Here is a 17,957-nt window from a genome sequence, read left to right as displayed (position 1 = left end):
TGCTCTCCTTATCTTTTTATACTTCTTCTTCCTCAATGGGAATAAGGCGTGATTGCAGATTATTCGCTTTCTCATACTCTTCTATAATCTCCCGCACGCGTGCGCCATCAATCACTTCTTTATCAAAAAGCTCTTTTACCATACTTTCAATGGCATCTTTATAATCGCGTAATAGATTTTTTACATAGGTATATCTCTCATCAAGCGTATTTTTGATATGTGTATCAATCTCTTGAGCAAGTTGCTCACTAAATTCTCTGCTTGCTCCGCCACCGCCTAGAAAGGTATTGCGTTGTTTTTCAAGCACCATAAGCCCACTCACATCAGTCATTCCATAATAACTAATCATTGATTTGAGGATTCCTGTTGCGCGCTCTAAGTCATTACTCGCTCCGGTTGAAATTTCGTCCAAAAAGACTTCTTCAGCAGCACGTCCGCCTAAAAGCACATCGACTTCTGCCATAAGTTCGTGCTTTTGCATAAGATAGCGATTTTCTTCAGGTGTGTGGAGCGTATAGCCAAGTGCCGCCATACCGCGCGGGATAATGGAGACTTTATTTACCCTATCCGCACCCTTTGTCATTTCAGATACCACAGCATGTCCGCTTTCGTGATAGGCGACAATCTTCTTCTCTTTTGGCGAAATGCGCCGTGATTTTTTCTCTAATCCAGCAATGCCTCGCTCAACCGCTTCTTTGAGATGCTTTTGGCTTACTTCTTTTTGATTCTCACGTCCTGCAAGGAGAGCAGCTTCGTTAATAATATTTGCTAAATCCGCTCCAGCAAGTCCAGCAGTAAATTTTGCAATCTCGTGCAAATCCACATCACGTGCCAAAGCAACATCTTTGATATGCACTTTGAGAATCTCCAAGCGCCCTTCAAAATCAGGTTTATCCACAAGCACCTGCCTATCAAATCGCCCCGGACGCAATAACGCAGGGTCTAGAATCTCCGGGCGGTTTGTCGCGGCAAGGACAATCACGGGAGCAGATTCAGAACCAAATCCATCCATTTCGGCTAAAAGCTGATTGAGTGTTTGCTCTCGCTCATCGTTGCCACCCACCATACTTCCAGCGGCACGACTTTTCCCAATGGCATCAATTTCATCAATAAAAATAATGCTAGGTGCGTCCTTTTTCGCCATTTCAAACAAATCTCTTACGCGACTAGCCCCTAAGCCCACAAACATTTCAATAAAGCTGCTTCCACTCATTGAAAAAAATGGCACATTTGCTTCGCCCGCTACGGCTTTAGCAAGGAGCGTTTTTCCTGTCCCGGGAGGTCCTACCAAAAGCACACCTCTTGGAATCTTGGCACCGACTGCCGCATAGCGCTCGGGGTATTTTAAGAAATCTACAATTTCTACAACCTCTTCTTTTGCCTCCGCATTCCCTGCCATATCATCAAAGCGCACATTAGGTTTTTCGGCATTGACAAGTTTTTTGGCATTCCCCATACCAAAAATGCCCCCGCCCATACTCTTTTGCATACGCGCAGTAAGGAACATCCATAGGGCAAGAATAATAAAAATAGGCAAAAGCATATTGACTAAATCGCCCAAAAAGCTACCTTCACTAAAGCCACTATACTCTATCTTTTTTTCATCAAGCAGCGGCACAAGCCCTAAATCAGCGACTTTCTTAGTCGTATATAAAATTCGAGGCGATGTGTTGATAGAGTAGGCTTTAATATAAGTCTGCCCGATACTTACAGAGCCTATCTCACCCTTTGAAATGAGTTCTTTTAGCTCATTATAACTAATCTCTTTTGTAATACTCCCTCCCAAAAATTTATCTGTGAGCGAATCTCCCCCGCTTGGCGAAAAAACCTTAAATAAAAGCAAGGCAAGAATTACAAAGATAGCAAAAACAAGAAAAGGATTCTGTTTAAAAGGTGGTTTTTTTTCATTTGGATTTTCCATATTTTGTCCTTATTATTTAATTATTACAAGTTAATTTCAAGGCTATCCACCCATCCTTGGAGCGGACTTCCAATACTTCAAAGCTACTAAACGAGTCTATTATATCAAATTTATATTCATCAAGTATGCCAGAGAGTATTAAAACTCCATTTTTAGCACATTTTGCTTTAAAGTCGTTGTGTAAAAGCTTCACAATAAAAGCAACAATATTTGCCACAATCACATCATATTGCTTAGGTGTGTGAAGTGGGGCTTGAGCTATGCTCCCCTGCCATAAGCCCTGAAGTGCTACATCATTGAGCGTGGCATTTTTATGGCACTCCTGCGTAGCAAACTCATCAGTATCGCAGGCATAGACTTTCGCACCGAGCTTACAAGCTGCGATACTCAAGATTCCACTACCGCAGCCAACATCAAGCAAGGTTTTGCCCTCCAAATCCATTTCACTCAAAAACTCAAGGCACATCGCCGTGCTTGCGTGATGTCCTGAGCCAAAGGCAAGGGCGGGATTAATGATAATCTCGCGTAGGTTTTGGTGAGAATCTACAACACCTGTAGTGTGTGCGATATGATCTTTCAGTATTTCATCAATATTTATGTTTTTAGCATCTTGAATAATAGATTCTTTCCATAATGGACGAATATAAAATCCCCCACAAATCACTGGCTCAATAGAATCTTCATATGCCTTAATCCAATCACAATTTGATTTTTCCTCTATATGATAGCAAAAGCCTATATCCTGCTGCGTATTGTGAGCAAGCATAGAGCTAAACTCACGTAATGTTTGCAAAAATGCCTGTATGCCCTCCACATCTAAGTAATCTAAGCGGGTAATAATCTGTGTGTTTTGTTTTGAGGCTTTTGCCTCTGTAATACTAAACCCCGCACTCTGCCAAGAGCAGTCTTCGTAAGTGATAGCAAAAGGGTTTGATACAAGAGAGATGTCGAGGTATTCTATAGCAACGGAGGTCGTACTGATAACAAACTCAGCAAATTGTTCCAAAAAATCATTTGGGTGGATAATAATCTCAAAGTATGTCTGCTTATCCACCATAAAAAGCTTGTAGTTTATTCACTCACACCTAGCACAACTTCGAGCTTTTCTTTTAGCACTTGCGGTGTAAAAGGTTTCACAATATAATTATTCACTCCGGCTTTAAGCGCAGTAATTACCTCTGCCTTACCACCTTCTGTTGTAACCATAATAATAGGGATAGATGTATATCGCTCATCAGCACGCACTTTTTTGACAAGCTCAAGTCCATTCATTTCAGGCATATTCCAATCGGTAATAAGCACTTGTATCCCTTCGGTAGTATCCATAATTTGCCACGCTTCTACGCCGTGTTCAGCCTCCAAAATATCTTCATATCCCAAACGTTGAAGTGTGTTTTTTATGATTCTTCTCATTGTGGAGCTATCATCAACAACTAGTAGTTTCAAGTTATCTCCTTAGTTTAAATACAGACAAACAAAAGGGGCATTTTAGCATATTTTTGTATAAATCCATACAATCACATATATATTTTTTGAAATTTACATTATTTTTAGTGAGCATAAAGCCTCAAAGCCTGTTTAATGTCTATTTTCCCCTCATAAAATGCCTTGCCTATGATAACGCCACTAATGTGTGGATTCTTACTCAGTGCATTTAGTTCATCTATACTTGCAAATCCACCGCTCGCAATCGTATAGATTCCGCTATTTGAAGCAATATTTTCCGTAAAAGATACATTGATACCGCTTAGCGCACCATCGCGATTAATATCAGTGCAAATAATCGCCTCTACTGCGCTTCCTGCAAATTTTTTTGCTAATTCATTTGAATCCATACTGCTTTCTTGCGCCCAACCTTGTGTTGCTACCTTACCATCACGCGCGTCAATCCCCACAGCTATGGGATAAACCTGCGCCATTCGCTTCGTAAAATTCCAATCTTTCATCGCCACAGAGCCGAGTATCACCCTTGATACACCCATTTGCGTATAAGTCCTAATACTCTCCTCATTGCGAATCCCACCGCCAAGCTGCACTTTTAACGATGTAGAATACAGAATCTGCTCAATCACCTTCAAATTCTGTGGTTTTCCGGCAAATGCCCCATTTAAATCTACAATATGTAAATATTTCGCACCCATATCTTCAAATTTTTTAGCAAAATCCAATGCCTCGCCATAGATAGTAGCACTCTGCATATCTCCCTTAAAAAGCCTAACCGCCTTACCCTCTTTTAAATCAATCGCGGGATAAATATCAAGCGCCATTGCTACTCCTCAATTGGTTTAGTATCTTCATACATCCACTCGGCACACCAACCTACAAAAGCAAATACCAAAAATGCATAACGAGCATTCAAATAGTTGTCCGAAATAGAAAGCATAGAGGTGCAAATAAAACACATAATGATGCCAAGTATGAGCAGAGCAAAATTCATATATTCGTAGAATGAAAAGGGTTTCTTATGTTTTATCATTACCCACACAAGTAAAATTAAGCCAATAATAAATGCCAAAATATCGATATACGCATATATATTATCGCGGAAATAATAAGGCTGCACGGAGAGCCCAAAAAGCATTACTATGACTATATTTATCGAGGGGCGCATACTATCAAGCACACTGCCTAGCTTGCTATGTCGGTTAGGGCGCAGGGCAAAAATCTCAAATAAAAGTGGCAGATACACAAAAAATATATATACGCAAGAGACAATCATAATGTGAGGCAAATAATCCGCCAAAAGCTCAAGAAACCCACGATGATAAATACTCCCCTCAATAGCAAACATATCCATAATATCCTCTGGCTTTGGCACATAGGCAAGTTTTAGTATCACAATATAAACGCTTATAACTCCAATGATGAGCATAATAATATGCTTAAGCGAATCTCCCACCTCACGCCAACTTGAAAGAATTAAGAATACGCTACAAAACACAAAGGTACAGAAAAACAAAAATGTAATTAAATGATCAAAGAGCTGGTCCTCGCGCATAAAAATCAAAAACAAATACGAAAAAGAATGTGAAAATTGTGAAATAAAGAGCGTAAGGCTAGTAAAAACAAAAAGAGAGAAAAAAAATGATGAAAAAATGATCGTAATGCGCGTAGGTTGTTTCATTCTCACTCCTTAGGGTTCTAATAATTTCTTAAAAAATATCCATCTACACCATTAGCTATACCTTTAGCAAGTAGCTTTTGATAGTCTTTTTTTGCGATAAGTTTGCCCTCACTCTTATGCGAGGCATAGCCAATCTCAATAAGCACTGAAGGCATAAGCGCACCGGCTAACACCCAAAAAGGACCTTCTCTCACTGCGCCATCGTGAGTATTATGCTGTGTGCGCACCTCATTCAAAATACCTGATTGAATCTCAATGGCAAGTTTGTGAGAGGCGACAAGATGAAAGGTACTAATCGTATTTAAAAACGACTTTGTGGCAAAATGACTCATTGTCTCAATATCACCTTGGTTTTCTGCCTTTGCCACTTGTTCGGCGCGCTCACTCCGCGCGGGAGAAAGGAAATAAGTCTCCACACCATTAGGAGTTTTCGCAGAATCTTTGGGTATAGAGTTTGCGTGTATAGAAACAAATAAATCCGCATTTTTAGCATTTGCAAATTCCGTGCGCTTACGCAAGTCAATATACATATCACTATCACGCGTCATATACACGACATAGCCACGACTTTTTAACTCATCTTTTAGAATCTTAGCTACATTTAGCACAATCACCTTTTCACATACATCTTCAACACTCTTTGTGCCGCAATCTTTACCTCCGTGTCCCGCGTCAATCACTATTTTTTTATTAGACTTTTTTATATTTTTTGGTGAAGTCGCTGCCGTATTTATTGGCTTTGATGTTTGTTGACTCTGCACATTTTGGTTGGATTTATTTGTCTCTTGACTCGTTGAATTGGTTGGATTCTTTATGGGTTGATTCGCCGATTGCGCGGATTTGTCTTTTTTTGCTACTTCACTTTCTTTTTTGATAAAGATATAGAGATTCTCTTTTTCTTTCGCAATTTCATAGGTTGATTTGGGTTGGGTGGCAATCACTACACGGACAATCTTTGGTGTATTTTGCGCTACTTGCAAGGCAGAATTGTCTTTAAAAATAAAATTGCGGCGCGGAATAGTGAGATTTGCCTCAAAATCGATAAAACTCTTATTCTCTTGTAGTTTTTTGACTTGCCAAGTGAGGTTGCTAATATCATTTGCAAAGACAATTTTTACATTGTTATCGCCAAAAGGCACCATTCTTACAATGCGATGCTCACCATACAGGCACAAAAATATAAGGCATAAACTTGCCACAATCCGCAACATTCACACCCCTAGTTTTGGACTAATTCAGCGATGATTTCTTTCACTGGTTGAATCTTTTCAATTCTATATCCATTTGCTCCCGTAAAATATAAGCCATATTCCCTATCGCCATTATGGGCACGTCCCAAAGAATCTGCTATGCAATAACCTACTTTTTTTGCCTCTATACCTCTATGACAAGGTGTTACGCAGTTACTAATGCATCGAATCTTCGGTGCATCGCCTCTTGCCATTGCCTCAAGCACACCTGTTTTCACTGCGCGAGCAGGATAACCCACTGGAGACTTGATAAGCTCAATATCATCTTTGGTGATATGTGGCATTAAGTCCCTATATGCAAGGGCGTCGCATTCTAAAGAACCAAGCCACTTTGTCCCCATTTGCACACCACTCGCTCCTAAGGCGAGCATTCTATCAATATCACTTCTATCCCAAATACCGCCAGCGGCAATAACTGGAATATTGCCCCATTTTTTTGCCTCACTCACAACTTGCGGCAGCACATTTTCGAGCTGATATTCTTCCTTGAAGCAGTCCTCATAGCTAAATCCTTGATGTCCTCCACTTAGGGGACCCTCAACCACGACTGCATCAGGCATTCTCTTGTATCTATCTACCCACCTCTTGCAAATAATTTTTAGTGCTTTAGCAGAGGACACAATAGGCACGAGTGCGACATCGGGAAAATTTTTTGTAAATTCTGGCATATTTGTGGGAAGCCCAGCTCCTGTTACAATCACATTTGCCCCTGCCTCGCACGCATCACGCACCACACGACCATATTCATTAATGGCATAGAGAATATTTACCCCCAGAGGATTGTTGCCACAAATTTTACGCGCATTCTTAAAAATTTCATTTAAAGCCTGTTTAGAATAAAAATTAATTGCTTCAAAGGGCTTAGAATTAGTGATTTTCTCAACAAATTGCATTTTTTGATAATAGCCAGTGCCTACCGCACTAATAATGCCAAGTGCGCCCTCTTTAGACACATTTCCAGCGAGCCTATCCCAGCTAATACCAACACCCATACCGCCTTGAAAAATTGGATATTTAATCGTGTGTTTGCCTATTTTAAGTGGTTTTAATCCCATCATCTCCCCTTATACAATAATCACTTTTGCAAAGCGTCTCTTGCCAATTTGCACAATGTATTCGCCTTTTGAAAGCTTGAGATTAGAATCTACAACCTTTTCCTTATTGATTTTCAATGCCCCGGAACGAATATCCCTCATTGCTTGAGAGCTAGATTCACATAGCTTTGCGCTTACAAGCACCTTAGCTATCCATTCGCCTTCGCTGCAAGTAAATACAGCCAAATCTGTGGGGATTTCATCTTTACTGAATACATTATCAAACTCTATTTTAGCTTTTTTTGCTAAATCTGCGCTGTGGTAGCGCGCAGTTATTTCTAAAGCAAGATTCTCTTTTGCAACTTTTGGGTGTATTTTACCCGCATCGACCTCCCCTTTTAGCCTCTCAATCTCTTGTAAAGAAAGCGTTGAAAGCAGCTCATAATAGCGCCACATCATTGTATCACTAATGCTTAGAATCTTCGCATACATCGTATTGGCAGATTCTGTAACACCGATATAATTTTGCAGAGACTTACTCATTTTTTGCACACCATCAAGCCCCTCAAGGAGTGGCATTGTCATTACGGATTGTTCTTTGTCTAAGCCATACGCCCTCTGCAAATGCCGTCCAACCAAAAGATTAAACTTCTGGTCATTGCCCCCTAGCTCAATATCACAATTTAAAGCAACAGAATCATAACCTTGCAAAAGCGGATACATAAACTCCACCATAGAAATGGGTTGATTATTATTGTAACGTTTGGTAAAATCATCACGCTCAAGCATACGCGCGACAGAAAACTTAGAAGTGAGCGTAATCATACCAGCTGCCCCCAACTCACTAAGCCACTTAGAGTTGAAACAAACCTGTGTGTATGCAGGATTTAACACCTTAAAAACCTGCTCTTTATAAGTGAGCGCATTTGCTTCTACTTGCTCCCTAGTTAGAGGCTTCCTCGTCTCACTCTTGCCACTTGGGTCGCCAATAGTCGCCGTAAAATCACCGATGAGAAACTTCACATCTCCACCATACTGCTGAAAAATGGCGAGTTTTTGCAAAAGCACAGTGTGCCCCAAATGCAAATCTGGAGCAGTAGGATCAAATCCAGCCTTCACACAAAATCTTTGCCCTGTGCTCAAAAAACGCTCCACTAAAGTAGCAATATATTCTTGCCCTATAAACTCCACACAGCCACGCGAAATCTCCCGCATAACCTCTTGTGTCTGTATATCCATACCTATCCTTTCTGCCCTAAATACGCATCTTTAAGATTGCTTAGCTCAATAATTTTGTATTTTTTATTGAGCATATCTCGTAATGCCTTAACATCAATCGTCTTGCTTTCAAAACATATCTCGCAATATGCCGAAAACTGCCTTTTTAGCACATCATAATCCACACTCAAAATATTGCAATTGTTTCTTGCAAGTATGCCACACAAATTTGCCAAAACGCCCCTTTGATTTTCAAGCGCAATAATCATTTTATAGCTTGTCTTTTGCTCACTCGCCCACTGCACGAAAAGCATTTCGCTACCTTGGTCTATCTCGCCTAACGCCCGCTCACACATTTTGTGATGAATATATGCCTTCTGCGCACTTTTAATCGCCAAAATATTGTCACCATACTTGGGGTGGCAACAATAATCAAAAATGACCTCGTTAATATTGCGATTTGTATGCACGATGATATTATCAAACGAAAGCTCTTTAAGCTTAAGCATATTAATTTTAATCTTGCCTAAAAAATTTGCCTCACGCGCAAAATTACCCCTAATGCTATTTTTTACTTCTTTGAGAAACGACACATCACAGGCAGCTTTATGGATATTAGAATCTAGTCTATTTTCTTTCAAATAGCTCATAATCGTATATGTGGAACTATCAAAAATTGTTTGCAAAATATGCAATGCCACCTTTTTATCAATCTCCTTGAGCTTCGTTTGACACTGGATTCTAATATGATTCTTTGCCCTAGAGGTTTTTACTGCATCAAGCCAAGTGCAGCGCGGGGGGATCTTTTCACCACTTTGTGATACCACCACGCGCACAATATCACCATTTTTGAGTGGCTGAAGCAACGAAGCTTTTTGATGATTAATAAAAACCTCTTTGGCATTATCGCCTATATCACTATGCACTGCATAGGCAAAATCAAGTGCCACGGCACCCACAGGGAGACTATAAATATCTCCAGCAGGAGAGAAAACCACCATATCTTCTTTATATAAGTCATTTTTAGCTAATTCATAAAACTCCTCAATGGTATCATTTTGATACTGCAAATTATTGAGCCATTCTAAATTTGGCTCTCGCCCTCCACTTTTATATTTCCAATGCGCTGCCACGCCATACTGCGCAGACTTATGCATATCAAAAGTGCGAATCTGAACTTCATAGATGCTCGCACCCTCAAATATGGTCGTATGGATTGTTTGATAACCATTTTCTTTAGGAATGGCGATATAGTCTTTCAAGCGCGAAATTACAGGCGTAAGCTGTAAATGCAAGAGTCCAAGCACCTTATAACACTCTAAGCTCGTAGGCACGATGATGCGCACCGCTAATAAATCAAGGATTTCATCAATACTCACGCCCTTGCGCTGCATTTTGAGATAAATCGAATAAAACCGCTTTACACGACTTTCTACAACAAAATCTTTTTGTGTGAATCCATTTTGTAAAAGTATAGTGGTAACCTTTTGTATAAATTCATTGAGTTTTAATGTAATGGATTGATTGTTTTCACTGATGTAATCTGCGATTTTCTCATATTCTTGGGGAAAAATATAAAAAAAACTCCTATCTTCTAACTCGTTTTTGAGTGATGAGATACCAAGCCTATGAGCGATTGGCGCATATACCATGAGCGTTTCTTCGGAAATGCGCTTTTGCTTGTGTGGGGGGAGTGCATTAAGCGTTAGCATATTATGCATTCTATCACTGATTTTAATCACAAGAGCACGAATATCCTTAATAGAGGCAAGGAGCATTTTTCTAAAACTCAAAGCGGAGGCTGTGAGCTTATCATCTGGGCTACTACTTAACTCCTCATTGCGAATCTCCACGATTTTTGTTAGCGCATCGACTAAATGCCCCACATCCCAGTCAAACTCTTTCTGCACATCTTCAAGCGAATAAAATGTATCCTCTACCACATCGTGCAATAATGCCGCACAAAGCATTGTTTCATCGCCACCATAAAACGCCACGATACACGCCACGCAAAGTGGATGCACTACATAAGGTATACCACTCCTGCGGAGCTGTCCGTTATGGGCGTCCATTGATACATCAATAGCCTTTTGCACCTTTGGGGTAATCTCTGCTAATGTTTGAAGCTTAGCAACAGCAGATTCTATATCGTTGATTTGAGCAATCTGAGCGAAAAAGTCCAAAATATATTCCTATTCTTTATCCTCAATAGAGGTAAGCTCTATCTTACCCTCGGCAATCTCGCGCATAGCAATATCTGGTAACTTGTCCTTTTTTACATCTGCATCTATAAGAGGTTTTGCACCCTCTCCCAATTCTTTCACACGCTCAAATATGAGACTTGCAAGCACATATCTATCATCATTTACGCGCTTTAGTGCTTTTGCAGCAATTTCTTCTGTCCGTAATGTATCCATATACTATCCTTTGAAAAGTTTTATTTCGCGAAATTGTATCGTTTTTTGCTTTGTTTTAGCCTTATCTTTTTATTTAACAATTGAGCAAATACCCTTATCAAACTTCACGAGGTCAAGCAGATTGCCTTTTTTAAACATATTGCATACCAAAATAGGTAGCTTATTATCCTTGGCAAGGGCGATTGCGGTATCGTCCATTACCTTGATATGATCCCTCAAAGCCTCATCATAACTGATTGTATCAAGCATTTTTGCATCGCTAAACTTATGAGGATCTTTATCATACACACCATCAACTTTTGTCGCCTTGATAATCACATCTGCGCCGATTTCCACCGCACGCAAAGTAGCCGCACTATCTGTTGTAAAAAATGGATTTCCTGTCCCCGCGCCAAAAATCACCACTCGCGCCTTTTCCAAATGCCTAATCGCTCGGCGGTAGATATAACTTTCACACACTTCCTTAATCTCTAGCGCACTCTGCACACGCACATCAATTCCCAAATATTCCAAAGCCTCCTGCATAGCCACCGCGTTGATAATGGTCGCGAGCATTCCCATATAGTCCCCACTCGTGCGACGGATAATACCCCCTTGTGCGGCGGACACACCTCGTATAATATTCCCTCCGCCAATCACTATGCCAACCTCAACACCATTATCTACAAGCGTCTTAATCTCACCCGCGATATATTCTAGAATCTTCACATCAATGCCAAATCCACTATCGCCCGATAATGCCTCACCCGAAAATTTCACCAACACACGCTTATAGCCCATAGCCTATCCTTTGAATTTAAGTTTGCCATTCTAGCCTAAAAGCTTAAATAATATTAAAGATATTAGAATATCATCTTGCAAGATTCCAATATCTTAGATGACGCTATCTTTATGAAGTAGCTCACCTTCGTAAAGAAAGGTTGAAGGCGCATAGTTGATATTTTTCAGCGCGTCCTTTTTAGCAAAGGATAAGACAAGATTCTCTTTTGCACGAGTAATCGCCACATAAAAAAGCCTACGCTCCTCTTCTAAGCTCCCGCTCTTACTCATTAGCTTTCGATTTGGAAATCTCCCGTCCATTAAATCCACGATATACACATTTTGAAACTCCAAGCCCTTTGCGGCGTGTATGCTAAGCAAATGTACTCCGCTTCCCTCCACCGCCTCGCTTGAGCCAAGTATCATCGCATTGAGAAACTTGCCTAAATCGGTGTGATTCCTTGATAAATCATACAAAAGTGAGCATTTACGCTTAATAGATTCTAAAACATTCTCAAATCGCTCACTATCGACTATGCCGTCTTTGTTTTTCGCACGAATCATAGCAAGCATATGCGCAATTTGCATAAAAAATTGAGAACTGGCGATGTGGCTAACAAGCACCTTTGGATTTCTCATTGTGTGAATCTCGTGGAGCATTTCATAAAAATTGCTTAGAAATATCGCACCCTCCTTATGAATCTTAGGATGTTGCAAAATAGGGTGAGAAGCAAAAGATGAGGCGATAAACTCATCAAATCGCCCTTGAGATTCTAAGGTAAAAAAATCATCAAAAAGCCCAAGTTGTGTATTTTTATGCCTCTGCTTATAGACTCTTGCACTCTGCTTTGGCTGAAACATTCCTTTGATACAATCCCCCTCTCCTAACACAGAGAGTGCCTCATAAATATCCTTTGCAATCGCTTCGCCTATGCCTTTTCCATAGCTTAGAGTGTGGATATATGCCATCATATCACGCGGATTATGCACAATAGAGCAAATATCGAGCAAGAGACTTACTTCCTTAGTATCAAAAAAACTCATACTTCCTTTGCGCTTTGAAGGGATATTGAGCTCTCTCAAGCTTGCCTCGAGCCCATCTGCACTTGAATTATTACGAAAAATAATCGCTGTATCCTCATAGGGGCGATTGCTTAGTGCGATATATTTTGCGATGCCCTGATACTGCAAAAAAAGCTCATCATACACCAAAAGCTTTGGCGGGGCGAAATCCCCCTGTTTAATCACTTCTAAATGCTTTGGATAAATGCGCTCATTCTTTTCAATCACCCGATTTGCAAGATCAAGTATATGCTTACTTGAGCGATAATTTTTACTCAATGTTAAAACCCGTGCATCTGCATACTTTTGTCTAAATCCGCTAATAATACTAATATCCGCACCATTAAAGGCATAAATACTTTGGTCATAGTCCCCCACGCAAAAAAGGCTGGGAGGGGAGAGCGCATCAAGTATGCAATCCTGCAGGGGGTTTGTATCTTGGTATTCATCACAGAGCACCTCTTGGAAAAGTGGCTCTTTAAGTTGGAGCAAAGATTTTCTATAAAGTATAAGCAAATCGTTATAATCCGCATAATGATGAGTTTTTTTGAGTTCGCTAAATTCCGCAAAAATATCCTCATAAATCTCCACATAAGATTCTTGCTGGGGATTCTTTTCAGTAAGCCACACGCTGAAAGTTTGTTTTGGGGCGGAGTTTATAAAAAGCGAGTAGCACTCATACAAATAACGCGCGGCATAGGGTTTAGAATCCTCTTGCATAAAAACGCGCTTATCATAAATACTTTTAAAAAGCGTAAGAAGTTCTTTTGGTTGCTTAAGGTGGATATGATAATTCTCTCGCAAATAGCGATATGCCACAGCGTGAAATGTGCCAGATTCTATATTTTTTGCTATTTTCTCGCCAAAAATTTTCGCCACACGCGCAATCATCTCGCTACTCGCCTTGTTTGTAAAAGTGAGAAGCAAAATATCGCTAGGATCATAGCCGCTTTGTAAAAGATAAGCTATGCGCCCGACAATCGTAGCCGTCTTACCTGTCCCTGCCGAAGCGATGATGAGATTATGTCCACTGGGTGCTTTTGCTGCCTCTGCTTGTTCTGCATTGAGTGAGGAGAGTGGCATAAGGCAGGCAAAAACTATTTGCTAAGAGTTTGCAGAATCTCTGTTGATAAAAACTCTTTTAAAGGTTGCACCTTGCTAAATTGAGGATATTCCGCTACCGGCAAAGTCGTAACTTGCAAACAAGAGGCATTTGCTGGATTAAACACAAAAGGTGCCATAAGATTCACAATAGAATTTTCGATAGGATTTTGCACGACAACAACGCAATACACCTCTACTTTATCGCCCCTCTTTTCGTCCAAATCAAGTAGCTTTTCATCAGCAGTGGGGATAGTGAAACTATAATCACACAAAGAAAAAGGATTCACAAGTGTGATTTCAAAGGGCTTATCTCCGTCTAATGCGCGGATTTTGCTAAAAGTATCATCAATCTTTTCAAGCTCCACTTTCTTAGTGCCCTCAAAGCCCAAAATATCCATCTTTAGCTCATAAGTCATAATTAACCTCCATTTTGTTTTTAGCATTGTGGTATTATAACAAAAGCAAATTAAATACCAAAAGGCGTTTTATGAATCCTGCAGGACAAAACACACAAGAAACAAAAAAAGGTTATCAGCCAAAAGAGATAGAATCTCATTTTTATAAACTATGCGAGGAGCGAGGATACTTCGAGGTTGAGGGGAATAAATCTCTTTGGCAAGATGCACAGCAGCATTTTTGTATTATGATGCCTCCGCCAAATGTTACAGGCACACTGCACATAGGGCACGCGCTCACTTTCACATTGCAAGATATTATCACGCGCTTTAAACGAATGGACGGCTTTAAGACGCTCTATCAGCCCGGACTCGACCACGCAGGAATTGCTACGCAAAATGTCGTGCAAAGGCAACTTGCAACACAAGGTTTGACAAAGGAGAGTCTAGGCAGGGAAGCATTTATTGCTAAAGTGTGGGAATGGAAAGAACAAAGCGGGGGAATGATTTTAAACCAAATGCGCCATTTAGGCATTACCCCTGCGTGGTCGCGTCTGCGCTTTACTATGGATAAAGGCTTACAAAATGCGGTAAAAAAGGCATTTGTGCAGTGGTATAATCAAGGACTCATCGTGCAGGACTACTATATGGTAAATTGGTGTGTGCAAGACGGCGCACTCTCTGATATTGAAGTAGAGTATGAGGAAAATCAAGGCAAGCTCTACTACCTGCGCTACCCTATCTTAGAAGATTCTACAAATGTGGATTCTATAAACGCACAGAGAGCTTTAGAATCTAGGCAATACATCATTGTCGCTACCACGCGACCAGAGACTTTCTTTGGCGATAGCGCGGTTATGGTAAATCCAAACGATGAGCGATACAAGCACTTTATCGGCAAAAGTGTGATTTTACCACTTCTTAATCGCCCTATTACTATTATTGCGGATTCACACGTGGATATGGAGTTTGGAACTGGCTGTGTAAAAGTAACTCCCGCGCACGATGTGAATGACTACGAGGTAGGCAAGAGGCACAATCTCCAATCAATCGTGATTTTCAACCAAAAAGGCATTTTAAACGCAGAGGCTGGGGAATTTGAAGGGCAAGATAGGCTGGTAGCGCGTCCTCTGATCGTGCAAAAGCTAGAGGAACTTGGCTTTATCGAAAAAATCGAGGATTATACAAATCAAGTCGGCAAATGCTACCGCTGCGGTAATGTCGTAGAACCCTATGTTTCAAAGCAATGGTTTGTCAAAAAAGAAGTTGCAACAAATGCTATAAGAAAAGTAAATGATAAAGAGCTACATTTTTTTCCACCGCAATGGCTGAATAACTACAACGCGTGGATGAGGGAGCTTAAGGATTGGTGTATTTCTCGGCAGCTGTGGTGGGGACATAGAATCCCCATGTGGTATTGCGAATGTGGGCAAAAAGTTGCCTCAATAAATGACAATCCTACCTGCCCCAAATGCCATAAAAATATCACAAAGCAAGATGATGATGTGCTAGATACTTGGTTTAGCGCTGGCTTATGGGCGTTTAGCACATTGGGTTGGGGAAATGAAAAGGAGCAAGATACAAATACTCCTCAATCTTTTAAAGATTCTATAAGCAACGCGCAAGATTCACAAAAAGCCCTCTATGCGGATTCTGATTTGAGCAAGTTTTATCCAAATACTTTGCTTATCACAGGCTTTGATATTTTGTTTTTCTGGGTGGCGCGTATGCTTTTAAGCGGGGAATCGCTGCTGGGCAAACTCCCCTTTAAAAATGTCTATCTCCACGCGCTAGTGCGTGATGAGTTTGGGCAAAAAATGAGTAAATCTAAGGGAAATGTGATTGACCCACTAGAGATGATAGAAACCTATGGTGCTGATGTTTTACGCTTTAGCCTCGCTATACTTTGCGCACAGGGGCGCGATGTGAAGCTCTCCACCCAAACACTAGATAACACAAAAAACTTCACAAACAAGCTTTATAACGCCACGCAGTTTTTAAATATGTATTTGGAGCAACTCGGTGGCGAGGAGGCAAAACAAAAGGGCTTTGCAAATTTGAGCGAGATTCAGATTCAAAGTGCGCTCGGTGCTTATATGCTAATGCGCTTTAATGTCGCAACAAACGAGGTAAGAAACGCCCTAGAAGAGTATCGATTTGAGCAGGGGGCGAGTATTTTATATCGCTTTTTGTGGGGAGAATTTTGCGATTGGGGGATTGAACTTGCAAAGGCAAGTAAGGATTCTATTTATGAGCTAGGAGCAATATTTAAGAGCGCACTTCTACTTTTACACCCCTATATGCCTTTTATTACAGACTTTCTATGGCATAGTCTTAGTAAGAGCGAAATTGATTCTGCAGATTCTATTATGATTGCGCCCTATCCCAAGGCACAAGCACAAAATGCGAAAGATGAGGCATTGCAGAGGCAGTTTTACATCATACAAGATGTAATTGTCTCCATTCGCCGCCTTAGGGCTATGCTTGAGCTTGGCTTAGCACCCATTGAACAGGTGTTTATCAAAATAAAAGATTCTATTGATAATGCACTTTTAGAACAATTTGTATGCAAACTCGCAAAAGTCGGCACACTCACACTTATAGATAGCAAACCTGAATCAAGCGTGGGCGATGTAGGGGAATTTTGCGAGTGCTTTATCCAGTTACGAGGTATTGATTTGAGTGGCATTATCTCGCGTCTTACAAACCAAAAGGGCAAGTGCGAGAAAGAATTACAAAAACTACAATCTATGCTTAGTAATGAAAAATTTGTCCAAAACGCCCCAAAAGCCGTGCTAGAACAAAATCGCGCGAACTTACAGAACACACAAGAAAAATATGATAAAATTTGCGCCGAACTTGATGCGCTTTTACACCCATAAAATTAAGGAGAAAAAATGAAAAAAATGCTTATGTTTGCACTATGCCTAATGTTTTGGGGCTGTGCAGATTCAAAAGATGAAAAGAATACTAGTGCTAAGTTTGTCGATATTTATCCGCAGGTAGTGGCACTCACAGAGAAAAGGGCGGCTGGTGATGAGGCGGGCGCAAAAATGATACAGGATTCACTCCTGCAAAGTGGCATAGCGCACAATCTCATCGAGGATACCGCTTCGCTCATTTCTCGTGCCGCAACGAGTGGCTATACACTCATCACACCAAATGAGCTAAACGCGCATAATGGTGAATTTGTGATTATCTCTACCCTGCCTCGCGGTATTTATAATCTAGGGCTAATCCCTAATGCAAAGCATTTTGAATTTGCCATTAGCCCAACGCTTAATGACAATGGGAGCGAGTGGAATTGGGAAGCTGATGCGCTTTCGCGCCCACAAGAAGAATTTATCCATCTACTTGGAGAAAATAAAGACGCAAAAATCGTCTTTTATGACAGCGGGGAGCATATCTATGCGCCTATGGGAAGTGCGCACATAGGCATTATGTGGGCTAAACATCTTGGCTACACGCAGCTTTATCGTCTCGTGGGAGGATTTAATGCGTGGAAAGATTTAGGATTGCCTATCACCACAGAAAAACCTCACTGCTGCGAGATGTAGGATAAAAGGGTTTATTCAATCCATAATGCTTAAAAATGAGGGTGCAAAGGTTGTGAAGTGAATCTTGCCTTTGAGTTTAAAGAGGTTGTTTTTCTAAATTTTTACACACTTGATAC

The 17,957-nt window shown here is 40.6% G+C and carries 15 protein-coding genes; 2 read left to right on the top strand and 13 right to left on the bottom strand.

Translation table 11 applies throughout. The features are described from left to right. Positions 1-16: 16 nt before the first annotated feature. The 13 genes from ftsH to fliW all read right to left on the bottom strand — a co-directional run bounded on the left by ftsH (position 17) and on the right by fliW (position 14,305). Entirely contained in the window at positions 17-1,921 is a 1,905-nt protein-coding gene (gene ftsH, locus BN2458_RS01295; protein ID WP_034328022.1) for an ATP-dependent zinc metalloprotease FtsH, read from the bottom strand. Positions 1,922-1,937: 16 nt separating this feature from the next. Then, positions 1,938-2,975, bottom strand: coding sequence for a 50S ribosomal protein L11 methyltransferase (locus tag BN2458_RS01290; RefSeq protein WP_173644074.1), 1,038 nt, complete (start codon positions 2,973-2,975; stop codon positions 1,938-1,940). 17 nt (positions 2,976-2,992) lie between these two features. Beyond that, a complete protein-coding gene (locus BN2458_RS01285) occupies positions 2,993-3,367 on the bottom strand; it encodes a chemotaxis response regulator CheY (protein WP_034328024.1) in 375 nt (124 codons plus the stop codon). 104 nt (positions 3,368-3,471) lie between these two features. After that, positions 3,472-4,188 carry a 1-(5-phosphoribosyl)-5-[(5-phosphoribosylamino)methylideneamino]imidazole-4-carboxamide isomerase gene (gene hisA / locus BN2458_RS01280; RefSeq protein WP_034328025.1) on the bottom strand — a complete coding sequence of 239 codons (717 nt, stop codon included), beginning with the start codon at positions 4,186-4,188 and terminating at the stop codon, positions 3,472-3,474. A 2-nt stretch (positions 4,189-4,190) separates the two neighbouring features. Then, a complete protein-coding gene (locus tag BN2458_RS01275; protein WP_034343834.1) occupies positions 4,191-5,045 on the bottom strand; it encodes a hypothetical protein in 855 nt (284 codons plus the stop codon). 17 nt (positions 5,046-5,062) lie between these two features. Then, entirely contained in the window at positions 5,063-6,256 is a 1,194-nt protein-coding gene (locus BN2458_RS01270; RefSeq protein ID WP_173644073.1) for an N-acetylmuramoyl-L-alanine amidase family protein, read from the bottom strand. Positions 6,257-6,264: 8 nt separating this feature from the next. Beyond that, entirely contained in the window at positions 6,265-7,350 is a 1,086-nt protein-coding gene (locus BN2458_RS01265; protein ID WP_034343837.1) for a nitronate monooxygenase, read from the bottom strand. 9 nt (positions 7,351-7,359) lie between these two features. Continuing rightward, a complete protein-coding gene (tyrS, locus tag BN2458_RS01260) occupies positions 7,360-8,568 on the bottom strand; it encodes a tyrosine--tRNA ligase (RefSeq protein WP_034343839.1) in 1,209 nt (402 codons plus the stop codon). A gap of 2 nt (positions 8,569-8,570) precedes the next feature. After that, on the bottom strand, positions 8,571-10,730 hold the full coding sequence (locus tag BN2458_RS01255; RefSeq protein ID WP_034343842.1) for a RelA/SpoT family protein: 2,160 nt from the start codon (positions 10,728-10,730) through the stop codon (positions 8,571-8,573). Between the two features lie 9 nt (positions 10,731-10,739). Continuing rightward, positions 10,740-10,964, bottom strand: coding sequence for a DNA-directed RNA polymerase subunit omega (locus BN2458_RS01250; protein ID WP_034325910.1), 225 nt, complete (start codon positions 10,962-10,964; stop codon positions 10,740-10,742). Positions 10,965-11,033: 69 nt separating this feature from the next. Continuing rightward, on the bottom strand, positions 11,034-11,744 hold the full coding sequence (gene pyrH, locus BN2458_RS01245) for a UMP kinase (RefSeq protein ID WP_034343844.1): 711 nt from the start codon (positions 11,742-11,744) through the stop codon (positions 11,034-11,036). 93 nt (positions 11,745-11,837) lie between these two features. Next, positions 11,838-13,868 (bottom strand): ATP-dependent helicase, encoded by a 2,031-nt coding sequence (locus BN2458_RS01240; protein ID WP_034325912.1) that lies wholly within the window; start codon positions 13,866-13,868, stop codon positions 11,838-11,840. A gap of 14 nt (positions 13,869-13,882) precedes the next feature. Then, positions 13,883-14,305 (bottom strand): flagellar assembly protein FliW, encoded by a 423-nt coding sequence (gene fliW, locus BN2458_RS01235; protein ID WP_034325913.1) that lies wholly within the window; start codon positions 14,303-14,305, stop codon positions 13,883-13,885. A 71-nt stretch (positions 14,306-14,376) separates the two neighbouring features. Here fliW and BN2458_RS01230 point away from each other — a divergent pair, with 71 nt between their 5' ends. Together BN2458_RS01230 and BN2458_RS01225 are read left to right on the top strand one after the other, a co-directional pair. Next, positions 14,377-17,166 (top strand): valine--tRNA ligase, encoded by a 2,790-nt coding sequence (locus BN2458_RS01230; protein ID WP_034343847.1) that lies wholly within the window; start codon positions 14,377-14,379, stop codon positions 17,164-17,166. Positions 17,167-17,181: 15 nt separating this feature from the next. Next, entirely contained in the window at positions 17,182-17,841 is a 660-nt protein-coding gene (locus BN2458_RS01225; RefSeq protein WP_034325915.1) for a rhodanese-like domain-containing protein, read from the top strand. Positions 17,842-17,957: the final 116 nt, after the last annotated feature.

The sequence above is a fragment of the Helicobacter typhlonius genome (assembly GCF_001460635.1).
GTDB lineage: Bacteria > Campylobacterota > Campylobacteria > Campylobacterales > Helicobacteraceae > Helicobacter_C > Helicobacter_C typhlonius.
The sequence above is the reverse complement of the archived record's forward strand: the minus strand, read 5'-3'. Positions and strand labels throughout refer to the sequence as shown.

What these genes read in the sequence shown, in the direction of transcription:
- ftsH (WP_034328022.1), bottom strand. Translation starts at nt 1,921, where the DNA reads ATGGAAAATCCAAATGAAAAAAAACCACCTTTTAAACAGAATCCTTTT.
- hisA (WP_034328025.1), bottom strand. Translation starts at nt 4,188, where the DNA reads ATGGCGCTTGATATTTATCCCGCGATTGATTTAAAAGAGGGTAAGGCG.
- BN2458_RS01275 (WP_034343834.1), bottom strand. Translation starts at nt 5,045, where the DNA reads ATGAAACAACCTACGCGCATTACGATCATTTTTTCATCATTTTTTTTC.
- BN2458_RS01270 (WP_173644073.1), bottom strand. Translation starts at nt 6,256, where the DNA reads ATGTTGCGGATTGTGGCAAGTTTATGCCTTATATTTTTGTGCCTGTAT.
- BN2458_RS01265 (WP_034343837.1), bottom strand. Translation starts at nt 7,350, where the DNA reads ATGGGATTAAAACCACTTAAAATAGGCAAACACACGATTAAATATCCA.
- tyrS (WP_034343839.1), bottom strand. Translation starts at nt 8,568, where the DNA reads ATGGATATACAGACACAAGAGGTTATGCGGGAGATTTCGCGTGGCTGT.
- BN2458_RS01250 (WP_034325910.1), bottom strand. Translation starts at nt 10,964, where the DNA reads ATGGATACATTACGGACAGAAGAAATTGCTGCAAAAGCACTAAAGCGC.
- pyrH (WP_034343844.1), bottom strand. Translation starts at nt 11,744, where the DNA reads ATGGGCTATAAGCGTGTGTTGGTGAAATTTTCGGGTGAGGCATTATCG.
- BN2458_RS01240 (WP_034325912.1), bottom strand. Translation starts at nt 13,868, where the DNA reads ATGCCACTCTCCTCACTCAATGCAGAACAAGCAGAGGCAGCAAAAGCA.
- fliW (WP_034325913.1), bottom strand. Translation starts at nt 14,305, where the DNA reads ATGACTTATGAGCTAAAGATGGATATTTTGGGCTTTGAGGGCACTAAG.
- BN2458_RS01230 (WP_034343847.1), top strand. Translation starts at nt 14,377, where the DNA reads ATGAATCCTGCAGGACAAAACACACAAGAAACAAAAAAAGGTTATCAG.
- BN2458_RS01225 (WP_034325915.1), top strand. Translation starts at nt 17,182, where the DNA reads ATGAAAAAAATGCTTATGTTTGCACTATGCCTAATGTTTTGGGGCTGT.